The 16,290-nt window shown below is 47.5% G+C and carries 8 protein-coding genes and 1 other RNA gene; 6 read left to right on the top strand and 3 right to left on the bottom strand.

Features of this window, described 5'->3' with window-relative positions:
• Positions 1–107 precede the first annotated feature (107 nt).
• A complete protein-coding gene (locus ONT08_RS14125) occupies positions 108–3,008 on the bottom strand; it encodes a beta-L-arabinofuranosidase domain-containing protein (RefSeq protein ID WP_437183605.1) in 2,901 nt (966 codons plus the stop codon).
• 278 nt (positions 3,009–3,286) lie between these two features.
• Here ONT08_RS14125 and ONT08_RS14120 point away from each other — a divergent pair, with 278 nt between their 5' ends.
• From ONT08_RS14120 to ONT08_RS14105, 4 genes are read left to right on the top strand one after another with little or no spacing between them, the layout of a single operon-like run.
• The gene (locus tag ONT08_RS14120) at positions 3,287–3,580 is read left to right on the top strand and encodes a glycoside hydrolase family 97 N-terminal domain-containing protein (protein ID WP_264960257.1); all 294 of its coding nucleotides are present in this window, start codon (positions 3,287–3,289) and stop codon (positions 3,578–3,580) included.
• The gene (locus ONT08_RS14115) at positions 3,549–5,273 is read left to right on the top strand and encodes a glycoside hydrolase family 97 protein (RefSeq protein WP_264960256.1); all 1,725 of its coding nucleotides are present in this window, start codon (positions 3,549–3,551) and stop codon (positions 5,271–5,273) included. The genes ONT08_RS14120 and ONT08_RS14115 overlap by 32 nt, the downstream gene beginning before the upstream one ends.
• A 27-nt stretch (positions 5,274–5,300) precedes the next feature.
• On the top strand, positions 5,301–7,760 hold the full coding sequence (locus ONT08_RS14110) for a family 43 glycosylhydrolase (RefSeq protein WP_264960255.1): 2,460 nt from the start codon (positions 5,301–5,303) through the stop codon (positions 7,758–7,760).
• Between the two features lie 6 nt (positions 7,761–7,766).
• Positions 7,767–10,241 (top strand): glycoside hydrolase family 127 protein, encoded by a 2,475-nt coding sequence (locus ONT08_RS14105; protein ID WP_264960254.1) that lies wholly within the window; start codon positions 7,767–7,769, stop codon positions 10,239–10,241.
• A gap of 405 nt (positions 10,242–10,646) precedes the next feature.
• On the opposite strand, the gene ONT08_RS14100 is transcribed toward ONT08_RS14105, so the two are convergent.
• Complete coding sequence (locus ONT08_RS14100) at positions 10,647–12,092, bottom strand: PepSY domain-containing protein (protein WP_264960253.1); 1,446 nt, start codon at positions 12,090–12,092, stop codon at positions 10,647–10,649.
• Positions 12,093–12,251: 159 nt separating this feature from the next.
• Between ONT08_RS14100 and ssrA the strand changes: the two genes are divergently transcribed.
• Together ssrA and tnpC are read left to right on the top strand one after the other, a co-directional pair.
• Positions 12,252–12,649, top strand: a transfer-messenger RNA (tmRNA) gene (gene ssrA / locus ONT08_RS14095).
• 361 nt (positions 12,650–13,010) lie between these two features.
• Positions 13,011–14,465, top strand: coding sequence for an IS66 family transposase (gene tnpC, locus ONT08_RS14090; RefSeq protein ID WP_264960248.1), 1,455 nt, complete (start codon positions 13,011–13,013; stop codon positions 14,463–14,465).
• Positions 14,466–14,688: 223 nt separating this feature from the next.
• Here tnpC and ONT08_RS14085 read toward each other — a convergent pair whose 3' ends face one another.
• Positions 14,689–16,242 carry an IS1182 family transposase gene (locus ONT08_RS14085; protein WP_264960252.1) on the bottom strand — a complete coding sequence of 518 codons (1,554 nt, stop codon included), beginning with the start codon at positions 16,240–16,242 and terminating at the stop codon, positions 14,689–14,691.
• Positions 16,243–16,290 lie beyond the last annotated feature (48 nt).

The following is a 16,290-nucleotide window of genomic DNA, read 5'->3' as shown; positions in this document are numbered from 1 at the left end:
ATATTTTCGTCTTTTAAGCCGATTTTGTTACTCTTAAATGTTGTTTATTCTAAATGATGTCTTTGTTGTCTTTAATGTTTTATTGTTTTGTTGTTTCTATATCTTCTTTATTGTTTCATCGCCTTCTTCAGTTTTCCCACAGCGGCATGAATCATGTCGTGGGTTCCACTTCCGTCGGTTACGTATTTCTGAACCATTCTGCCATAACTGATAGCTTCCTTGAGTTCCTCGCTGGTGTTGTCATCCGGCCAACCGGCACGGCGAAGCAGACCGGAAAGTTCTCGGAGGTCTTCCATCTCTGCAAGATTGCCAGGGCGCATCGTGTTGATGGCACGGTTCAGGATGGCAGTAGTACCTTCCAGTTCATCCTGGGTTACCTTCTTCTTGCCCTTTGACACCAGTTCCTGTGCCTGAGCCATCACCTTCTGCATGCGCTCATATCCGAACGGTGCCCATGGAGCATACTCCGGAACCTTCTGAGAGAGGGCATTCCACTTCTCCTGGTCTGCCTTACGCTCTGCGGCAAGATTCAGGAGAGAATTCAGTTCGGTGAAATCTATCTTCACCTTCTTGCTCTTCTTGCTCTTGGCATCGGTCAGATTGATGCGGTAGTAGTGGGTACTGTTAGCGTTGCGATAATAATCAGGCTGGAATTCCTTGCCATCCAGCTTCAGGGTAAGGAGATTGGCTCCTGCACCTGTGGTAACGCCGTTTGATTCGCCCACGGTGATATTACTCAATCGGGAGTCGATGTTCAGCGTAGCCTGGTTCCAGGTCTGTGCGCCTGTACCCGCCATCACCAATGGTCCGTACATCAGGGTTCCTACCCAGGATGTCTTCAGCGGAGTACCGTCCATACTTGCCACGTCGCTCGAAAGCTTGTCGGCACCATATTCGATATGCTTGCTGAACGGCATGTCGATTTCTACGACATCTCCCACCTTCCAGTGTTTCTGCTCCAGTTCTACATAGGTGCTAGGCTGATAGCTCTTTGCCACTTCCTTGCCGTTCACCTTGATGGAGAAACCTTGCGTAGCCCAGTATGGTACACGGAGTTTCAGGGTGAAATCGCCCTCGCCTTCCGTTATCTTGATGGCTGAATGCTGTGCCGGCCACAGGCAATCCTGCTTGATGGTCACACCCTTCTCCTTCCAGTGGAGGGTGGTTGGCATATAGAGACCTACCCAGAGGGTATGATCGTTGGCAAAATAAGCCGACTGCTGGTACTTTGTATGGTTTTCAGAACCTGTACCACCGCAGCAGGTGCTCTGAGGAGTCTCGTTGCCGAACGGCTTGGTGGCATTCAGACCTACTGCATACTGATAGCAGGTTTGATACTGGTCCGGATTGAGCGAACCGATAATCTGATTATACAGCGTGCGCTCGATATAGTCGAGATACTGCGCATTATCAGGGTTATAACAGTTCAGATCCTTGCTCAGTTTGACGAGGTTATACGCACAGCAGGTTTCATTGATATCCGGATAAGCCTCCGATTCGCCTTCCTGCAGTCCATTGGTTGCCATACTCAGTATCTGGGTATATGGCTGGCGGAACATCTCTCCGTTGCCTACACCACCCATCGCATACATATATCTGCCCTGCACCAGTCTCCAGAAGTTCTCAGCCAGATTGTAATAGTATGGCTTCTGATTGCTTTTGTAGCTGCGCAGCGCTCCGATAATCATCGGAATATGCTGGTTGGCATGGCGGGTACGGATGTCATCGATGTTCTTGCTCAGCGGATCATAGAACTTAGGCGCATCGAAACAGTTGGCTGCCTCGAGGAGCTTTGCCTTTTCATCCGGATTGGAAACCATCTCAGAAAGACGGGAGAGCGATTCGCTCATACCTCCCACCTCACCGGCGATGTACATGTCCCACATCTCGTAGCGGTTGCCCGGCTTGGCTCTGCGCTCATCCTGGGTGCCGTCCTGCTTTACATAAGTGCGGTAGTGCATGCGGTTCCATACCCAGAGTCCCATATCCTTGGCGATGAGGAGAGCCTTATCGCAGATTTCCTTATCATCAAAGTAGGTTGCGATGTCTATCAGACCGGCAAGTTGCTTGTGTACGCTGTAATAAGGTGCCCAAACCCAATCGGAGTTGTTGTAGGCACGATACATTTCTATCAGGGCGCAATGCTGAGCCGGAATAGCGTTGATGTAACCGTAGCCATAAAGTTCAGGGTGCTTCTTATACTCATCAAAAGCAGCCCAGGTGCCCTTCATCTCTCTGAGTTCTGCCTCAGGAGCGAAATCACGAGCCTCCCAGTTGCGCTTCAGTTCCTTATTATATACGAAGGTCTTCTCCTGACACTCTCGCAACTCATTCACCATTCGGGTGATGTTCTTGCGGAGGATTGCTTTCTGCTCTGGGTTGGTTGCCACGGCGTATGCCTGTGCGATAGCCGACATATAGTGACCAGATCCATGACCCTTGAGCTTGGTGTCTGGCGAATCCCAGCCATCGCTCTTAGTATAACCCTCGGTACTGAGTCCATAGGTATCGCGATAGTTGTAGAGTTGTTGAGTAACATCCCAGGAACAGATCTCACGGAGTGCCTCATCACGGTTGTGGGTGAGTCGGTTGTCACCATCTATGCTCACATCAGCGAGTGAGAAGGTATGAGCCACTTCCTTTCCTGGAGTCTGATAGCCTTCAGCCACCACCTTGATTTGTGCCTTGACAGGATAACCATTGTCGGTAGTCTCATCACCAATCACAAAACCACCTATCTCATATTGGCTCCCGGCAGGATGTTTCTGCGCATCAGCCTCAGCCTGCTCATCAGCAAGCGGAGAGTTAGCCCAGCGTACCTGCCGGTATTCTGAGTAACCATCAGAATAGGTTACCCATACGAGATTAGGAAGTCGGGGAACTGTGCCCACCGGACAATCTACTGATATTGCCACCACCTTAGAGATGGTGCGATAAACAGTGGCTGCCGTTGTCATGGATGGCAAACTGGCTACACCTATCAATAATGTAAACTGCTTTAAATCCATATCTTCTAGGTTTATTATTGTTTCATTTATTTTTCTGGCTGCAAAATAACAGAAAAAATCAACGAAGTCCTAAAAATATCGTACATAAAGATACAATTATCGTCTAACAGGATACTTGTGATACGATATTTTCATCATTTTGGACTTTCTTTGCATTACATAAACAATTCTATTCGTAAATTTGCAGCAGAAATAAAAACTTGTGGCAATCCGGTAATACAGGCATTGCCACCAAGCGAACAACAAAACGGACAAAACAACAATAAACCTAGAAAGTTATGGTTAAGAAACTCTTTTTCATCGCCACCTTATTATATATAGGGGCAACAGTATCGGCAGAGAACTATCTGGTGAAATCACCAGATGGTAAAATCGTAGCAGAACTCAACACCAACAAGTCTCTCTCTCTTCAATTTAAATACAATGGCTCCATTCTTTTACAGGAGTCTTCAATAGGTGTAACGCTGAACGATGGAATGGACATGGGTAAGAATCCGAAGGTAGCAAGTCACAAGCTTAGCAACCATAAGGAAACCATCCATGCGCCATTCTATCGTCAGCAAAACTTTTGAAACAGCATATCAGGAACTGAATCTGAAACTGAAGAATGGTTTCGGCATCATCCTGAGAGCTTACGATGAGGGAGTGGCTTACCGATTCTATACCCAGCGAAAAGGCAAGACCATCATACTGAATGAAACCGCCGCCTACCAGTTTGGCAAGGACAAGAAAGCATGGTTGCCATACACTACGACACCAGAAAAGCCTTTTGCCATGGCTTTCCAGAATATCTATCACGAAACACGGCTCGATACCGCTAAGCAGGATTTGGCTTTTCTCCCGGCAACCATAGATTGCGGAAAGGCGAAAGTCACTATCCTGGAGAGCGACCTGGAGAAGTATCCGAGCATGTGGCTGAAGGCTAACAGCAGCGAACAGGATAAAGAGAAGGGAATTCTGAGAGCCGCCTTCGCTCCCTACCCTAAGGAGATGGCTTACTATCCCTGGCGCCACATGAGCCATGTAAAGAGCACCTGCGATTATATCGCTACCAGCACCGGCAAGCGCAATTATCCTTGGCGTATCTTCGCCATCACAGAACACGATACCCAGATGCCAACCAACAACCTGGTGTACGCCCTGGCTGCTCCCAACAAGATAGGCGATACTTCCTGGATCAAACCGGGCAAGGTGGCCTGGGACTGGTGGAACGACTGGAATCTGAAAGGTGTGGATTTCAAGGCAGGCATCAACTTCGATACTTACAAATATTACATAGATTTTGCTCATAAGCACGGTTTGGAATACATCGTCCTTGATGAAGGATGGTACAACTCGAAAGAGGGAAGCATTCTGAAACCAATAGACGATATCCAGTTGCCTAAGCTCATAGAATATGGTAAGAGCAAGGGCGTGGATATCGTGCTCTGGGCAGTCTTCAACGTGATGGACGAGAACCTGGAAACCATCTGCAAGACCTATGCCGATATGGGCATCAAGGGTTTCAAGGTGGATTTTATGGACCGCGACGACCAGACCGCCATCGAAATGGTGGAACGTCTGGCTGCCTGCACCGCCAAGCATCATCTCATCCTCGACCTGCACGGCATCTACAAGCCACACGGCCTGAACCGCACCTATCCTAACATCCTCAACTACGAGAGTGTCTTCGGTATGGAAGAATGCCGCTGGACGGAAGCAAAGAATGATATGCCGCTCTACGATGTCACCTTCCCATACATCAGAATGATGGCAGGACAGGTGGATTTCACACCGGGAGCGATGAGAAACGGAACCCGCGACAACTGGAAGGCAATCTACACCAAACCGATTTCGATGGGTACCCGATGCCACCAGGCTGCCTGCTACATCGTACAGGACAGTCCGTTTACGATGCTCGCCGACACTCCTACCAACTATGAGGCGGATGAGCCATACACCCGATACATCGCTTCATTGCCTGTAGTTTTCGACAAGACCATCGTGCCACAAGGCGAAATCGGAAAGTATATCGTTACCGCCAGAAAGAAGGGCAACGACTGGTATGTTGGCGGTCAGAGCAACTGGGATGAGCGCACGCTCACCCTGAAGTTTGATTTCCTCGCGGATGGAGATTACGAAGCAATCGTATTGAAGGATGGCATCAATGCCAACCACGATGCCGAGGATTACAAGATAGAGAAATCTGTCATCAATCAGAAATCAGAAATGAAGATTCAACTTGCTTCTGGCGGTGGATTCGTCATCAAGGTTATCAAGAAATAAAAAAGCATTTAGAAAAAAAAAGTTCATATGGTTAGTAAAAATATAATTGTAACACTATTCGTAACAGCAGCTGCGGCAGCGCCTCAAACGGGGGCTGCCCAGAAAGCTGCTTACAACACTCCGGGAACCGGCAACCCTATCCTGCCAGGCTACTTTGCCGACCCAACCATCAAGAAGTTTGGTGACACCTATTATATATATGCTACTACCGATGGTAGCGGAGCCGGTTTCGGACCGGCACAGCTCTGGTGCAGCAAGGATTTCAAGAACTGGACCTTGATGCCGATGAACTGGCCAGACAGCCACTGGATCTGGGCACCCGATGTAATGCAGAACGAAGCCGACGGCAAGTATTACTATCTCTACTGCCAGCCTTGCAAGCTCCATCTGGGTGTGGGCGATACACCTCGCGGTCCTTGGAAGAATGTGCTGGGCGAGAGCGAAGCCGTACTGGTGGAAGACAGATTCGTAAAGAATGCCATCACCCTGGATGGTCAGACCTTCCGAGATGATGATGGTTCGGTCTATATGTATTGGGGCACCTGGGGCATCTACAAAGGCTTCGGTTGCGGAGCAGGTAAGCTGAATCCTGACATGAAATCATTCTCCGAGACCAAACTCATCCCTAACACCGAGATTACTCACTTCTTTGAGGCTCCATTCGTATTCAAGCGCAATGGCATCTACTACTTCCTCTATTCTTGCGAACACTGCGAGGATGCTAGCTATCGTGTAGACTATGCCACTGCGCAGCATCCACTGGGTCCTTACACCTACCATGGCACTATCCTCAAGACCAATGCCGACGGAACCGTTCATGGTCCAGGACACAACAGCGTGCTCCAGGAAGGTGACAACTACTACATCGTATATCATCGCCACGACAATCCACATTCCAATCGTGGATTCCATCGTCAGGTGGCAGTCGATAAACTCGAATTCAATGCAGACGGTACCATCAAGGAGGTCATTCCAACCCACGAAGGTCTCGATCTGAAACCGGAGATGAAGGTGGCAAAGAACCTCGCCTTCGGTGCCAAGGTTACAGCTTCCTCTTATTACGACAACGATTTCCGTCCGGAATATGCGGTTGATGACAACAACGGCACACTCTGGCGCCCTCGCACCACCGGACCGGCTTGGATCCAAATTGACCTGGGCAAGAAGCAGAGCATCAAGAGCATCTGGACTCAGTTTGAATACGGAACACAGTTCTATCAGTATCTCATCGAGACATCGAATGACGGCAAGCACTGGCAGACCTTCTCCGACAAGCGAAAGAACCGTCTGGCTGGTTCGCCGATGGTAGATTTCGGAAATGCCAAGGCACAGTACATCCGTCTCACCTATACCGGCGGACAGAAGAACGGTTTCGGTGGCGCCATCTGGAACATCAAGGTTTACGGTTCTGTAGAAGATTCAGCCCCACAGCAGTGGCTCGGTCTGACAGCAGCTGATTTCGATGGCACTACCTGGCATAACAACGAGGGAATGCTCGCCGGCAAGTTTTCGCTCCTTCAAGGCACCGCCCTCAGAGAGCGTATGGCTGGCAAAGATGTCATCACCCTGCAACCGGGCACCCAGCTGGTGATGATTCATCCACAGCTCGGCAAGACACGCAAGCATACCCTCACCGCCCAAGCTTTCGACAACGGAAGCTGGCATCAGATAGATGAAAACGATCCTCGTCTGAATCTTTCTAAAGGAAAACTTGAAATTCGTGCAGACGAAAAACAATTTTCCATCACCAATCTCCGTTACTATAACTGGGAACAGGAGGCTGCAGAAAAGGCTTTCGATGCCCAGAGCAACATCGTGCGTGAGGCTGTAGCCGATAAGAACAGTCAGGGACTGGTGGTAGATATCAGCGCTGACTACTACAACGAGGGCGATACTGTGCCTTACATCAAGAACGGCAGCCCGCTGGACGTTCACCTCAAGGGCGAGTTTGAGACACAGCACGATACAGCAGCCATCATCAAGACCATAGAGGGCAAGAAGGCATTCGCCTTTACCGGCAAGGAGAGTTACAGAAGCAACTTCATGCTCCCAGCTACTATCCGCGACAACGCTCCATACACCATCGAGGCATGGATTCTGAATCCGGAGATTGCCGAGAATGAATGCGTAGCCGATTTCACCTCTTCTCACGATGAACTGGAGAAGCTGATGCTGGTAAACGGCACCGAACCACGCTGCGGTGTGATGAACCACTACGGATGGTATGAGGATGCCGGCTACAAGGAGATGAAGACCCTGGAAGGCAAGTGGCAGCACGTATATGTCTGCTTCGATGGCAGAATCGAGAGCATCTACATCAACGACAAGCTCATCAGTCAGAAGGATATCCAGCTCCTCGTCAAGCCTTCGCAGTTTATGCTTCTGGGTAAGAATGCCGAAGAGGCATGGCCTTTCTCAGGCTATCTGCACTCATTGAAACTCTGGGATGAATACATTCCTTACAAAAAACCAAACAAAATAAACTAGCAATACATGAAGAAGATTTTAGTAACATCAGCCTTAGCGGCATTGGCATTGATGCCTGCTTCGGCACAGAAAGTGAACAAGAGCTCGGGTGGTTATCCTATCACTCCGGTGCCTTTCACATCAGTAAAGGTTTGGAACAATACGTTCTGGGGACAGCGTATCGAGACCTCTCGCAAGGTAACCATCCCGTTGGCTTTCAGCAAGTGCGAATCAGAAGGCAGATACAAGAACTTTGAGCGCGCTGCACATCCTAGCGATAGTTACGATGTGGGCAAGTTGATGCCTTACAGCTTCGACGATACCGACCCATACAAGACTATCGAGGGCGCTAGCTACGTGCTCCAGACTTATCCAGACCAGAAGCTAAAGGCTTATATCGACAGTGTGCTCGACATCATCGCTCCGGCTCAGGAGGCTGACGGATATCTCTATACCGCCCGTACACAGAACCCGAAGCATCCTCACTTCTGGGCAGGCGACAAGCGCTGGAGCATGGAGGAAGACTTGAGCCATGAGCTCTACAACCTCGGTCACATGGTGGAGGGTGCCGTGGCTCACTGGCAGGCTACAGGTAGCCGCAAGTTCCTCGATATCGCCATCCGCTATGCCGACTGCGTGGTTAAGGAGGTAGGTCCTAACCCAGGACAGGCTTGCGTGGTACCGGGACATCAGATTGCCGAAATGGCGCTCTGCAAGCTCTATCTCGCTACAGGCAACAAGAAATATCTCGAAGAGGCTAAGTTCTTCCTCGACTACCGTGGAAAGACATCTATCAAACAGGAATATTCTCAGAGCCACAAACCGGTTTTGGAACAGGACGAGGCTGTAGGTCATGCCGTTCGTGCTACCTATATGTATGCTGGTATGGCAGATGTAGCTGCCCTCACCGGCGATACCGCCTATATCCACGCCATCGACCGTATCTGGGACAACATCGTGAGCAAGAAGCTCTACATCACCGGAGGAATCGGAGCCACCAACAATGGCGAGGCTTTCGGTAAGAACTACGAGTTGCCTAACATGAGTGCCTACTGCGAAACCTGCGCAGCTATCGGCAATGTTTATGTCAACTACCGTCTCTTCCTCCTCCATGGCGAGAGCAAATATTACGATGTATTGGAGCGTACCCTCTACAATGGTCTCATCAGTGGTGTGAGCATGGACGGCGGCGGTTTCTTCTACCCTAACCCATTGGAGAGCATGGGTCAGCACCAGCGTCAGGCTTGGTTCGGCTGTGCCTGCTGCCCTAGCAACATCTGCCGTTTCCTACCATCCCTCCCGGGCTATGTATATGCCGTAAAGGATAAGAATGTATATGTCAACCTCTTCCTCAGCAACTCTTCTTCTCTGAAAGTAGCCGGCAAGAAGGTTTCTCTGAGCCAGGATACACAGTACCCTTGGAACGGAGATATCGCCATCAAGGTGGATGACAACAAGGCAGATCAGTTCGGTATGAAGATCCGCATCCCTGGATGGGTGAAGGGTCAGCCTGTACCATCCGATCTTTACTACTACAGCGACGGCAAGCGACTGGGCTATACCATCACCGTAAACGGCAAGAAGGTAGTAGCCCAGGTAACAGAGGATGGCTATTATACCATTAACCGCAAGTGGAAGAAGGGCGATGTGGTTCGCGTTCACTTCGATATGGAGGCGCGCACCGTACGTGCCAACAACAAGGTAGAGGCCGACCGTGGCTGCATCAGCATCGAGCGTGGTCCTATTGTATATTGTGCAGAGTGGCCAGACAACAAGGGCTTCGACATCATGAGCATCCTGGAGAACCGCGAACCTCAGTTCGCTGAGGGCAAGCTCTCGTACGATGGTTTCATCGCCCCTAAATATAAGAATGTACTGACACTCTACAAGGGTCAGAATATGGAGACCTTGACCGAGAACGTGCAGACTCTCGCCTACGACAAGAGCGGCAAGCTGAGTACCAAGGACCAGACCCTGACTCTCATCCCATACTTCGCCTGGGCTCATCGTGGCAACGGCAACATGAAGGTATGGTTGCCACAGGATGTCAAGGCAGCAAAGCCATCAGCTCCTGCAACTCTCGCAGCACAGGCTAAGGTAGAATTCTCATCTCCAGTGCCTGCCAAGAGCAGCATTACCGACGGACTGGTTCCTGCCGATGAGAACGACCGTTCTATCCCATACATCCACTGGTGGCCAAAGAAGAACACCACAGAGTGGATTACCTACACCTTCCCTGAGAGCAAGGAAATCAAGACCAGCACCGTATATTGGTACGACGACCAGCCATGGGGCGGTTGCAAGGTACCAGACAGCTGGAAACTCTACTATCAGGACGAGGCAGGCAACTGGAAGGAAGTTCCAGGAGCCGATGCTTATCCATGCAAGCGTGGTGTAGCCTGCATCGTGAATTTCGACCCAGTGAAGACCAAGGCAGTTAAGCTCGAACTGAAGCAGCCAGAAACTCATTCCTGCGGTTTGTTTGAGTGGAGCGTGAAGTAACAAGATTTATTTTTAAATATTTTTCTTTCAAGAATTGCCATATTGCCATATCAGCCAGTAATCTCTCTGATTACAAAGCTGTTAAGGGTATGGCAATTCTTTATTTTTAGGGGTTATCTGCCATATATTGCCATGAACAATCTTTATTCATAACTTCGCCATCGATGCGGAAGAAATTTCGTCCCGACGTAGCATCTGATACATCGCGACGTAACAACAACTGCGTCACGACGCAGCATCAGATACGTCGCGACGAAAATGAGGGTACTAATTCTCACAATAACAATATATGGCAATTCCGGCGCTTTTCCGAGAATTGCCATACGTACTTTTACGTTGAGTATCAACCATTTACACATACAATATGGCAATATGGCAATTAAAACAACGCATTCAAACTTTTTTTTATTTTTTCTTCACCAGTCTAATGACATACCCAGACCAAAGGCACCATACGGCAAGTATTCCCATCACGAAGATAAATATATATGTAGCAATACTACCTATGAAGATTCTACCGCTATGAGCCTCCAGAGCCACATTCCATAATGACATGGGCAGTTGGTTCATATAAGCGGGTTGTGGCGCAAAGTCGGTTCCTTCATTATACTCAGCAATGACAGGCGTATCAGAGAAATCCTGGCTCATACCTGCTATCGCCTTTTTTCCGAATGGTGCGCCAGCGTTCTTTAAAGCAGCTTTCCCGGTAGAATAATCAACGGTTGTCCCCTTTACTCTATCCCAAACAAAGAGACCACTAAACGAACCGCAATACCATTTACCATCTTTGTTTTGCTGAAGGACATTCAATCCCATAACACTGACTGGTGGAGTATTGGGGATTGACTCCAACTTTCCTGTCTGGAAATTCACGGAAAAGAAACCATCCGAAGTTGACAAGAGCCAGTCACCGAACTTTTCATCATAACGCACCACACGGAGTTTGTCATTCCAAGGGTTCTTGCTATGAAGCGTCGTCCCAGGAATAGACGGCATCTTGTTCAACACCAAGGCTATCATCACAGGTGGACGAAGGCACCAACCTGTCAGGGCTATCAACAAAGTAAGCATGATGGTGTATCGGCCTATTTTGTCATGCCATTGTAGCGAAAAGCGAAGCAACCTCTTCTGTTTAGGCTTTAACCAGAAGATAAGACCTGAGATGCAGAGCAACACCAGGATGATGGCAATGCCATCTACGATGAGTTTACCAATGCTGCCAAACAACTCTCCACTGTGAAGCAGCCATATCGTACGAAAGACTGTAACCTTCCCATCATACTCCTTTGGCATAGGCAATTCTATCCGGTGGAAGTTCTGATAAGGTGGCAAGGAAACATAAGCATAGGAACGGCTGAGAACCAAAAGCGTATCTCCATGAGCAGAAATGTCGCTCAACTTCTCTTCCGGCTCTGTTGGAAGAGTTACGCTTTTCCATATTTTGTGACTCCCCAACCGGTAGAGTGAAAATGGAGATACCGACCAGACAGAACCATCATCCGTTCTGATAACATTTCTTATCTGTCGGCAGTCTGCTCCTGCTGGAATCCCCTTATTAAAGTCCTTGAATGTGGATGCTGTAGAATCCGTTTGCCAGATTCCCCCGTTTCCATACATCAATATGGCATCATCCAAAGCAAGCGTTCCCCTCAGCAACCCGCCATTCCAATTCTTAAATTCATAGCGACTTGGCAGATATTTCCTGCTCACGTCCACATCTTTGATAAGCGAACGGTGGTTGAGCAAAATACCCGACAAGCAGAACATCAGCATGAAAAAGCTCATACCGATACCTAACCATTTATGTTGTTTTCTCCAAGTTATTTTCTTATTTAGCATATTCATAATCATTATTACTATCTTAAATCAGGCTGCAAAGGTACATATTTCTAAGAAGGTATGCAATACCTAAAAATAATGAAAATGAGGATGCTGGCAGTTTTTTCCCTAAAAATATTTGGTAATTTCAAATTTTCGCCTTATCTTTGCACCCAATATCAGAAAATTCTCGGGGTTGACTGGATTTGACGGCGAGATGAAATGGTACGTAAGCATGCGGAGGCTCGTTGGCTACCTCCTAAATCCTAGTGAACAAAAAATTAATTGGCGAAAATAACTACGCTCTCGCTGCCTAGTCGAAGTATAGTAAACTAGCTTTATTCCAGCACAGGGTGCTGGAACGAGACATCGCTCAACGGATGTTGTTCCGAATCTTGTTGATCAAGCGGTGCAGGTAAATCGGAAATAGTTCATGTACGCCTCGTTGCATGGATGAATTTTTAGAGGATAAGGGTATGATTGGTGGTCCAGGTCCTGTCATGCCTCGAAAACCGAAGGCTGGAATAAGCATGTAGAAAGCGTATGGTTTCCTTGTGCGGACGAGGGTTCGAATCCCTCCAGCTCCACCCTATTTGATAGAAACAAAAAGAGGGTGTGTCATAAGTCTATGGCGCACCCGTAACTACTCAGCACCCCTATAGAAAACTTCTCGTTAATAAAGCATAAACTTGATTTTGCTTATTTTCATCATCATTACAAACTCTTTAATGATTGAGTGGGTGAGGACGTAGGTTGTTTAAAACAGCTCATTTTGCGAGTTCTTTTTCGGTGATGCTGCCAGCAAGTCTCCTTTGGCTATTATCGCCCTTCAACAATTTATCTGGCAGGAGATACGTTTTTGCATTTTCCACAAGTCAAAAGTCTGCGTTAAGGGATGTAAATCGTGATTTTGCCATGTGGATAAAAATGCTTATCTTTGCACCAAAAACAATGGCAAACGACTGTACTGACATAGATATTGTTTTGCGCCAGATAAACCAGCGTCTGCGCAAGCTTGAGAAGTCCGACTCCGAGAAGACAGAGGAGATCGGACGCCTCAATCGTGTCATTAACCAGAAGGACGTAGAGATACATAATCTAAAGACAGAACTTGCCGTTGCTAAAGAGCGCATCAAGGAACTCGAGGAAGCTGCTGACGATACGTCAAGTACACCAGGGAAGCCCGAGAAAAACAGCAGCAACAGTAGTATCCCTCCATCCCAAGAAAGTATCGCTTCTCGTGAGCAGCGCAGGACAAAGTCTCTTCGCAAGCCAAGCGGAAAGCCGAGCGGTGGACAGCCTGGCCACAAGGGGCACACACTACAGACTGTTGCAGAACCAGACGTAATTGTAAAGCACGAACCAGTCTATTGTAAATGCTGTGGTCGGCTCTTGATTGATATACCATGCCAGAAGATCCGTAAGACACAGATTGTTGATATCAAGGTGGTCGTAGAGACCTGTGAGGAACAGTATTACGAGAAGGTCTGTGAATGCGGTTGCGTAAACAACTGCGAAGCTCCCAACTGTCGTATCAAGTATGGTGACAACCTCCGTGCACTGGTGACATACCTCAATGTAGTGCAGTGTATTCCGTTCAAAAGGATTGCAGAACTTATATCCGACCTGTCCGGCCAGAATATAAGTGAGGGAACAGTGCAGAACATACTCAAAGAGAATAGCGGCAAGGCAGATAGTGCATACGAGGAAATACGCAAGAGGCTGGAAACAGCGTCTGTCGTAGGAGCCGATGAAACAGGTGCTGCGGTAGGAAAGCATCTGCATTGGAACTGGATATTCCAGAACGACCTGCTTACATACGTGTTCCAGTCAGAATCGCGAGGTCAGAAGGCCATAGATTCCAAGTTTCCAAAGGGACTTCCCTATTCGACACTTGTGACAGACAGACACCAGAGCTACTTCAAGATGAATGTTAAGGATCATCAGGTCTGTCTGGCTCATCTCCTTAGGAATGCAGAGTATCTGAACGAATTGGATTCAAACCAGGACTGGGCACGGAGATTCATCCAACTGATAGAACACTCTATAAATCTCAGAAGAGAGGGCAACATTACCTCTAGAAAGATAAAAGTACTGAAGACTAAGATGAAGAACCTCTTGGGTGAAAGCCTCACGCATTTAGATAACGAGTTTGAGAAATTCAAGAGAGGTATCCTTAAGGTCAAAGACTACCTGTTCACCTTTCTCTCCAATCCAAGTGTGCCATACGATAACAATGCCAGTGAGCGGGGAGTTAGGAAAATCAAGATAAAACAGAAAGTCAGTGGTTGCTTCCGAACAGACGGCGGTGCCGATGATTTTGCCAAGCTGCACTCCATCGCTGAAACTGCTATGAAGAACGGAAATTCGAAATTCAATGCAATTCTTGCTGTAGTACAACAGTAAGACGATTACTCATGCCCATAGGGGGTGCTGAGTAGTTACGCGCACCCTCTTTTATGTTATTTATTGCATAATCCTAGAAGTATCGTAGCCTATTCCAAAAAGGGAATCATATTATATCGTCTGCAAATTTTACTTTTTCCGATCTTCTCTATTATAAACAGGCAAGAAGTTCACAAAAGGGCATAGTTATCCCTGACGATAAAACAACCAAAATTGAGTTTTATCATTTTATACCCAAATATTTCTTCAAATTGAATCCCATTCCGAACAATCCTAGATCCATATAAACCTTGTCCATTCCAAAATGCCTGAATCGCTTATAATGCATATCCGCCTTCATCTGCCCAAATACAGCTTCCGGCTCTATCGGTCGCTGGCTTCTGTGTTTCAAGCCCTCTTCAGACGTTAGTAGCAGGAAGGCTTCCTTTTTATATGCATTCAGTTTATGGTTGACATATATGGTTCTGTTGCCTTTGGATTTCTTGCAGAGACTTCCAAGCGGACATCCATCACATCGTTGTGCTCTATATAATGTAATGACAGACACATAGCCGGAGTCACTTTTCGTTTGCCGTTGTCCACAAGGTTCCATGTGTTGTCCCATGGGGCAGACATAATAGTCATCATCCCTGTTGTAGTAGAAGTTCGCTTGGTTGAAGGCATCCTCCTTGAAAGGCTTATGCTGTTCCTTGTGAAACCAGTTGTACTTTACATAACCCATCATTTCTTCCATCTCTAGGTACTCGTAGTTCTCCTCCGAGCCATACCCTGAGTCTGCGGTGACGCTCTTGGATTGCTTTCCATATCTTTTCTTGTACTTATCCAAAAAAGGCTTGAAGGTCAGGGTGTCTGTTGGATTGGGATAAAGGGCGAAATTCGTCCAATATTGATTCTCTGTCGCAATTTGAAGGTTATAGGCAGGCTTTGTCTGCCCATTGTTCATGGCATCTTCCTTGAGGCGCATGAAGGTCGCATCGGGATCAGTCTTGGAGTAACTGTTTCTCTCGCCCAGTATATCCAGTGATTTTTCATACTCGCACAGTTTGTCCGAGGCTTTGAACAAGTGATCTATCTGAGTATTTAGCTTTTGCTTCTCTCTTCCTGTAAGCTTTGCCTTAGGAAGGTTCTTAGCTTGCCTCTCACACAAACGTGCACTTCTCTCTACATCCTTGGCGGAAGTGGCTGGCTCGCTGTCTTCTTCCTTAATGTCACTCCCGCCATTCAGGCGAATTTGTTCTTTTATCTGAGCCAATGCAGCAGAGGTCTTTTCCAAGAGCTTAGCCCTGTTCTTTTCCACAGTCTTCTTCCATACAAACGTGTACTTGTTTGCTTTCGACTCTATCTTAGTGCCATCAACATATTGTTCCTCCAGACTAATCACGCCCTTTTCAACCAATATGGAGACGACTGCATCAAAATAAAAGTCGATGCATTTAATCATATGATTGGATCTAAAGCGGTTGATTGTTGCGAAAGATAATTGCTTACCTCCACAAATCCACATATAGCGAACATCGTATTTAAGTGCGTCCGCTATGCCACGACAGGAATAAACGCCATTGATATAGGCAAAAACAACTAAACTTAGAAGCATCTTCGGACTGTAAGGAGGAGCACCAATCCCATCATAGGTATCCATGAGAGGGTTGATGTCCATACTGCGAACAATACGATCCACCATACGAACTTTGCTGTCTTTTGGCACATAATCATCGAAAGAGTTAGGAAAAAAGCTCAATTCGTGCCGAGTTTCAGATTTTATTTGTATCTTTGCCATACTTAAAGAAGTTTTCTGCAAAGATACAAATCTTTTGCGGAAAGGCAA

The sequence above is a fragment of the Segatella copri genome (genome assembly GCF_026015465.1).
In the GTDB taxonomy this organism is placed as follows: domain Bacteria; phylum Bacteroidota; class Bacteroidia; order Bacteroidales; family Bacteroidaceae; genus Prevotella; species Prevotella copri_E.
This window is presented reverse-complemented; position numbering and strand designations above follow the sequence as displayed.

Coding starts and splice junctions, on each gene's coding strand:
- ONT08_RS14125 (WP_437183605.1), bottom strand. CDS start 3,008: ATGGATTTAAAGCAGTTTACATTATTGATAGGTGTAGCCAGTTTGCCA.
- ONT08_RS14120 (WP_264960257.1), top strand. CDS start 3,287: ATGGTTAAGAAACTCTTTTTCATCGCCACCTTATTATATATAGGGGCA.
- ONT08_RS14115 (WP_264960256.1), top strand. CDS start 3,549: ATGCGCCATTCTATCGTCAGCAAAACTTTTGAAACAGCATATCAGGAA.
- ONT08_RS14110 (WP_264960255.1), top strand. CDS start 5,301: ATGGTTAGTAAAAATATAATTGTAACACTATTCGTAACAGCAGCTGCG.
- ONT08_RS14105 (WP_264960254.1), top strand. CDS start 7,767: ATGAAGAAGATTTTAGTAACATCAGCCTTAGCGGCATTGGCATTGATG.
- ONT08_RS14100 (WP_264960253.1), bottom strand. CDS start 12,092: ATGATTATGAATATGCTAAATAAGAAAATAACTTGGAGAAAACAACAT.
- tnpC (WP_264960248.1), top strand. CDS start 13,011: ATGGCAAACGACTGTACTGACATAGATATTGTTTTGCGCCAGATAAAC.
- ONT08_RS14085 (WP_264960252.1), bottom strand. CDS start 16,242: ATGGCAAAGATACAAATAAAATCTGAAACTCGGCACGAATTGAGCTTT.